Here is a 5,505-nt window from a genome sequence, read left to right on the forward strand (position 1 = left end):
GGGCGCCCAGGGATGCTCCACCCGGTCCGGGGATGCTTCCAGCACCCGGACGGCGTCCGCCCGCCAGAATCCCGCGTCCGGTCCGCCCTCGGTGACGCGTGCCAGGACCCGCTCCCCGGGCAGAGCGTGCCGGACGAACACCACGCGGCCGTCGTGCCGCGCGACGAAGTGGCCTCCGTGCGCCGGAGCGCCGACGGTCAGCTCGATCAGTTGCGGTGCGGGGTCGGTCATGAAAGCTCCTGGTAGCGGCGGACGGAATCGGAGGAGGCCAGTTGCCACGGCACGCTGGCCACCATGACGCCGGGCTCGAAGTGCAGGCGGGTCTTGATGCGCAGCGCGGTCTGGTTGTGCACCAGCTGCTCCCACCAGCGTCCCACCACGTATTCGGGGATGTAGACCACCACCAGTTCGCGGGGCGAGTCCCGGCGGATGCTCTTGATGTAGTCGATGATCGGCGTGGTGGTCTCGCGGTACGGGGAAGCGAGCACCGTGATCGGAACCGGGATGTTGAGCTTCTCCCAGTCGCGCAGGGTCTGCTCGGTCTGTTCCCGGTCCAGGTCCACCACCACGGCGTCGAGCCGGGACGGCCGCGAGGCCCGGGCGAAGGCAAGCGCCCGGAGCGTCGGTTTGCGTACGTGCGAGACCAGGATGACTGCGTGTACCCGGGACGGCAGCGCGGTGGTCGGCTGGTCCGGGTCGATCGCGAGCTCGCGGGCGACCTGGACGTAATGGCGGTTGATGCGGTGCATGACCAGCCCGAGCAGGATGATGCCGAGCACGGCCAGCCAGGCTCCGAAAACGAACTTGCTGACCAGTACCACCACCAGCACGGTCACGGTCAGGATGAAGCCGACCATGTTAATGAACCGCGAGCGCAGCATCCGGCGCCGCACCGGCCGGTGCGGCGTGGCCCGTATTTCGCGGGACCAGTGCCGGATCATGCCCAGCTGGCTGCAGGTGAAGGAAACGATCACGCCGATGACGTAGAGCGGGATCAGCCGGGTGACGTCCGCGTTGAACATCAGCACCAGCACCACGGCCGCGGCCGCCAGCGCGAGCACCCCGTTGCTGTAGCTGAGCCGGTCCCCGCGGGTCCGCAGCTGGCGGGGCAGGAAGCCGTCGGTGGCGAGGATCGATGCCAGCTGCGGGAAGGCGTTGAACGCCGAATGGCTGGCCAGCACCAGGATTGCCGCGGTGGCCGCGACCGTCAGGTAGAAGAGCGGGGCGCCGCCGCCGAAAACCGTCTCCGCCAGCTGGCTGAGCACCGGGGACTGGAAATAGCCCGCCGGCAGCGGCCCGCCGTCCAGCCGCAGCTGGTCGGCGGGGACCTGCACCACCCGCACCTCCGTGGCCCGGGCCAGGTACATCACCGCCATGGTGATCACGGTTGCGGAGATGCCCAGCATCAGCAGCGCAAAGCCGGCGTTCCTGGCGCGCGGTTTCTCGAAGGCCGGCACGTTGCTGGCGGGTGTCTCCAGGCCGGTGAGTGCGGCGGCGCCCGTGGAGAAGGCCCGCAGTACCAGCAGTGCGCCGGCCAGCCCGGTCAGGCCCGCCTCCAGGCCGGGTTCCGGCACGACGTCGAACGCCGCGCTGGGTGCCTCGCCCAGGTTTCCGGTGAGGTCAAGGACAAATCCGGCCAGGCACATCAGCAGCACGGTGCCCACAAAGACATAGGTGGCGATCGCCACGGTCAGGCGCCCGCGTCCCAGCCCGCGCAGATGGAGCAGGGCGAGGATCGCGATGCCGGCGACGGCCGCTCCGGGCTGCCAGCCCTTGAGCGCCGGAACGGCGGACACGAGGTAGTGGGCCGCCGAAGACATGGACACCGCGACGGTGAGCACGTAGTCCAGCATCAGCGCGGAGCCCACCGTGATGCCCGCCGGCTTGCCCAGGTTCCTGGTGGCGATCGCATAGTCGCCGCCGGACGGATACGCGTGGATGCTTTGCCGGTAGGAAGCCACCAGGACCAGCAGCACCACCATGACCGCCAGTCCGACCCAGGGCGACAGGGCAATCGCCGCGACGCCCGCCAGTGCCAGCGTGAGCAGGATCTCGTCCGGGGCGTAGGCCACCGAGGAGAGCGCGTTCGCTGAGAAGACCGGAACCGCCAGGCGCCGCGGCAGCGCATCCTGCTTCAGCCGCTCGCTTCGGAACGGCTTGCCCACCAGGACCCGCTTGAGGGCATCGAGGAATGTCAGCACGTTTCCCTCGGTGGCACATGCAGCCAGTGGGTCCGGATCTTCACGGCTTAGAGTCTAGACTGCCGGCCGGAATTTACGGGGCCAAGGGGCCTCCGACCCGCACTTTCATAGCGGCGGCACGTCCGCCGGGGTTAGCATATGCGTATGAATGTGCGTTGTATCACATTCGGGGGTCCGGGGCCGTTTGACCCAGTGACTGCTCGCTAAGGAGTCTTGGATGGGCAATGCCGCCGCCGTGATGACCGGCCTGAGCAGCATCGAGATGCAGGAGCGCCCGATGCCCGAGCCGGGCCGGGGCCAGGCCGTGATCCGGGTGGAAGCCGTGGGGGTCTGCGGCTCCGACGTCGCCTATTACCGCTACGGGAAGATCGGCCCCTTCGTCGTTGACGGTCCGTTCATCCTGGGGCACGAGGTCTCCGGCGAGGTGGTCGCCGTCGGCGAAGGCGTCGGCAACGTGCGCGTCGGCGACCGGGTGGCCGTCGAGCCGGGCACGCCGGACCGCAGCTGCGAAGAGTGCCGGGCGGGGCGCTACCACCTCTGCCCGAACCTCGAATTTTTGGCCACCCCGCCCTACGACGGCGCACTGCTGCAGTACCTGGCCATGGACGCCCGCTGCTACTTCCCGATCCCGGATTCGATGAGCTACGAAGACGGCGCGCTGCTCGAGCCGCTGTCCGTGGGGTTGTGGGGCTGCCGGCGGGCGAACCTCCAGGCCGGCGACGACGTGCTGATCACCGGCGCCGGACCGGTGGGCCTGCTTGCCGCCGAGGCGGCGCGGGCCCTCGGCGCGGGAAGCGTCACGGTCACGGACATCTCCGAGTACCGGCTCGGCGTGGCCCGCGACCACGGCTTCGCGGTGGAGAAGAGCGACGCGCCCGCGGCGCAAACCTTTGACGTGCTGCTGGAATGCTCGGGCGCCGGCGGCGTCCTCGCCTCCGGGCTCGGCCGGTTGCGCGAGGCCGGGCGGGCAGCCGTCATCGGTCTGGCCAAGGCCGACGAGGTGCCGCTGCCCCTGTCCACGCTCAATTGGAAGGAGATCACCATCTCGATGGTGAACCGGTACAACAACACCTGGCCGCTGGGCATTGACCTGGTGTCCTCAGGCCGGATCAACCTGGAGGGACTGGTAACGCACAGCTTTGCCCTGCCGCAGACCGCGGCCGCCCTGGAAAACACCTCCACCGAACCCGAATCGCTCAAGGCGATGATCTACCCCCAGCGGCTCTGACCGCGGACGCCGGAACGCACGAACGGCAACGCGGCACGCCCCCAGCAAGAGGAGTTCCGATGAACAAGAAGAACACACGGGGAATCATGGGCCTCACCACGGCCCTCGTTCTTGCAGCCGGCATGACTGCTTGCGGTGGCGGCGGCGGCGGTGAAGGCGGCGGTGCCGGAGGCGGCGGCGGCGGGACAGCAGGCGGTGGCGGCGGCCAGGCCGAGGGCAAGATCGCGTTCCTGATGCCGGACCGTGCTTCGACCCGCTACGAGCAGCAGGACAGCCCGCTGTTCAAGGCCAAGGTCGAAGAACTGTGCGGCGGCTGCGAGGTGCTGTACCAGAACGCCGACGGCGACGCGAACAAGCAGCAGCAGCAGGCCAACGCGATGATCACCCAGGGCGTCGAGGTCCTGGTCCTGGACCCGGTGGACAGCACCGCTGCCGCCTCGCTGGTCAACACCGCGAAGGGCCAGGGCATCAAGGTTGTCACCTACGACCGGCCGGTCCCGGACACGCCGGCGGACTTCTACGTCTCCTTCGACAACAAGAAGATCGGCAGCCTCATCGCCGAGGACCTGGTCAAGAAGCTGGACGCCGACGGCGAAGAGACCGGAGGGGTGCTGATGGTCAACGGCTCCCCCACGGACCGGGCCGCGCAGCTGATCAAGGAGGGCGCGACGGAAGCGGTCGAGGCCAGCGAGCATAAAATCCTGGCCTCGTATGACACCCCGGAGTGGCAGCCGTCGAAGGCCCAGGACTGGGTGGCCGGCCAGATCACCCAGTTCGGTGAAGACATCACCGGCATCGTGGCCGCCAACGACGGCACGGCCGGCGGCTCCATCGCCGCCCTGAAGGCCGCCGGTGTCTCGCCCTTCCCGCCGGTCACCGGCAACGACGCGGAGGTCGCCGCGATCCAGCGGATCATCAAGGGCGACCAGTACAACACGATCTCCAAGCCCATCAAGATAGTCGCCGAAAAGTCGGCAGAGGTGGCGGTCCAGCTGCTCAACGGCGAGACCCCCGAACCCGACGCGACGCTCTTTAACACCCCGTCAGCGCTGTTCGTGCCGACGGTGGTCACCAAGGAGAACGTCAAGGAAGTGATTTTCGACGGCGGCATCTACAAGCCTGAAGAAATCTGCACCGGCGAGTACAAGGCGGGCTGCGACGAACTCGGCATCAAGTAGCGCAGCCGCGGACGGCGGTGCCGCGCCCACCGCGGCACTGCCGTCGTAAGGGAAGGGGAAGCAGTGTCCACTGTGTCAGCGGAACGGCCGGAGGCTACCGCCCCGGTCCTGTCCATGCGGGGCGTGAGCAAGCACTTCGGTGCCGTGGCCGCCTTGACCGACATCGACCTGGACGTCCACGCCGGCGAAGTGGTCGCCCTCGTCGGCGACAACGGCGCCGGGAAGTCGACGCTGGTCAAGATCCTCGCGGGCGTGCATCCCCAGGACGCCGGTACCGTGAACTTCGACGGCCAGGACGTGACGATCCACACGCCGGTGGATTCCATTCAGCTGGGCATCGCCACGGTATTCCAGGACCTCGCCCTCTGCGACAACCTCAGCGTGGTAGACAACCTCTTCCTCGGCCGGGAGCTGGGCGCCTGGCGGCTGAACGAAGTGGAGATGGAGGTCCAGTCGTGGAAGCTGCTGCGCCAGCTCTCGGCGAAGATCCCCTCGGTCCGCATCGCGGTTGCCTCCCTCTCCGGCGGCCAGCGCCAGACCGTCGCCATCGCCCGGTCGCTGCTCGGCAGCCCCAAGCTCATCATCCTCGACGAGCCCACCGCAGCCCTCGGCGTGGCGCAGACGGCCGAGGTGCTGAACCTGGTGGAGCGGCTGCGCGAAAACGGCCTCGCGGTGATCATGATCAGCCACAGCATGCAGGACGTCAAAGCCGTCTCCGACCGTGTCGCGGTGCTGCGGCTGGGGAAGAACAACGGCACGTTCCGGATGAAGGACGTCTCGACCGACGACCTGATCGCCGCCATCACCGGAGCTACGGACAACGTCGTGACCCAGCGCGCCGCCCAGACCGGGGCAGCGGCGGCCGGCGCGGCAGGAACGGACGGCGGGACCGAGGGGG

5 protein-coding genes are annotated in these 5,505 nt (G+C 68.6%); 3 read left to right on the forward strand and 2 right to left on the reverse strand.

The window, feature by feature from the left end; translation table 11 throughout:
• Both AC5RUJ_RS10270 and AC5RUJ_RS10275 read right to left on the reverse strand, forming a co-directional pair.
• Window positions 1-231, reverse strand: a 231-nt coding sequence (locus AC5RUJ_RS10270) for a TRAM domain-containing protein (RefSeq protein ID WP_494155827.1), incomplete at its 3' end; no start/stop codon positions are given.
• Window positions 228-2,201, reverse strand: a complete 1,974-nt coding sequence (locus AC5RUJ_RS10275; RefSeq protein ID WP_494128170.1) for an APC family permease — start codon at window positions 2,199-2,201, stop codon at window positions 228-230. The genes AC5RUJ_RS10275 and AC5RUJ_RS10270, both read right to left, overlap by 4 nt.
• Before the next feature lie 217 nt (window positions 2,202-2,418).
• On the opposite strand from AC5RUJ_RS10275, the gene AC5RUJ_RS10280 reads away from it, so the two are divergent.
• The 3 genes from AC5RUJ_RS10280 to AC5RUJ_RS10290 all read left to right on the forward strand — a co-directional run.
• Entirely contained in the window at window positions 2,419-3,429 is a 1,011-nt protein-coding gene (locus AC5RUJ_RS10280; RefSeq protein ID WP_493999522.1) for an NAD(P)-dependent alcohol dehydrogenase, read from the forward strand.
• 59 nt (window positions 3,430-3,488) lie between these two features.
• On the forward strand, window positions 3,489-4,607 hold the full coding sequence (locus AC5RUJ_RS10285; RefSeq protein WP_493999521.1) for an ABC transporter substrate-binding protein: 1,119 nt from the start codon (window positions 3,489-3,491) through the stop codon (window positions 4,605-4,607).
• Window positions 4,608-4,721: 114 nt separating this feature from the next.
• A partial coding sequence (locus AC5RUJ_RS10290; protein WP_494155828.1) for an ATP-binding cassette domain-containing protein occupies window positions 4,722-5,505 on the forward strand: 784 nt, incomplete at its 3' end.

This window comes from Arthrobacter sp. Y3223164 (assembly GCF_059091005.1).

Excerpts from the sequence above, each read along its gene's own strand:
- AC5RUJ_RS10285 (WP_493999521.1), top strand. The coding sequence starts at position 3,489 with ATGAACAAGAAGAACACACGGGGAATCATGGGCCTCACCACGGCCCTC.
- AC5RUJ_RS10280 (WP_493999522.1), top strand. The coding sequence starts at position 2,419 with ATGGGCAATGCCGCCGCCGTGATGACCGGCCTGAGCAGCATCGAGATG.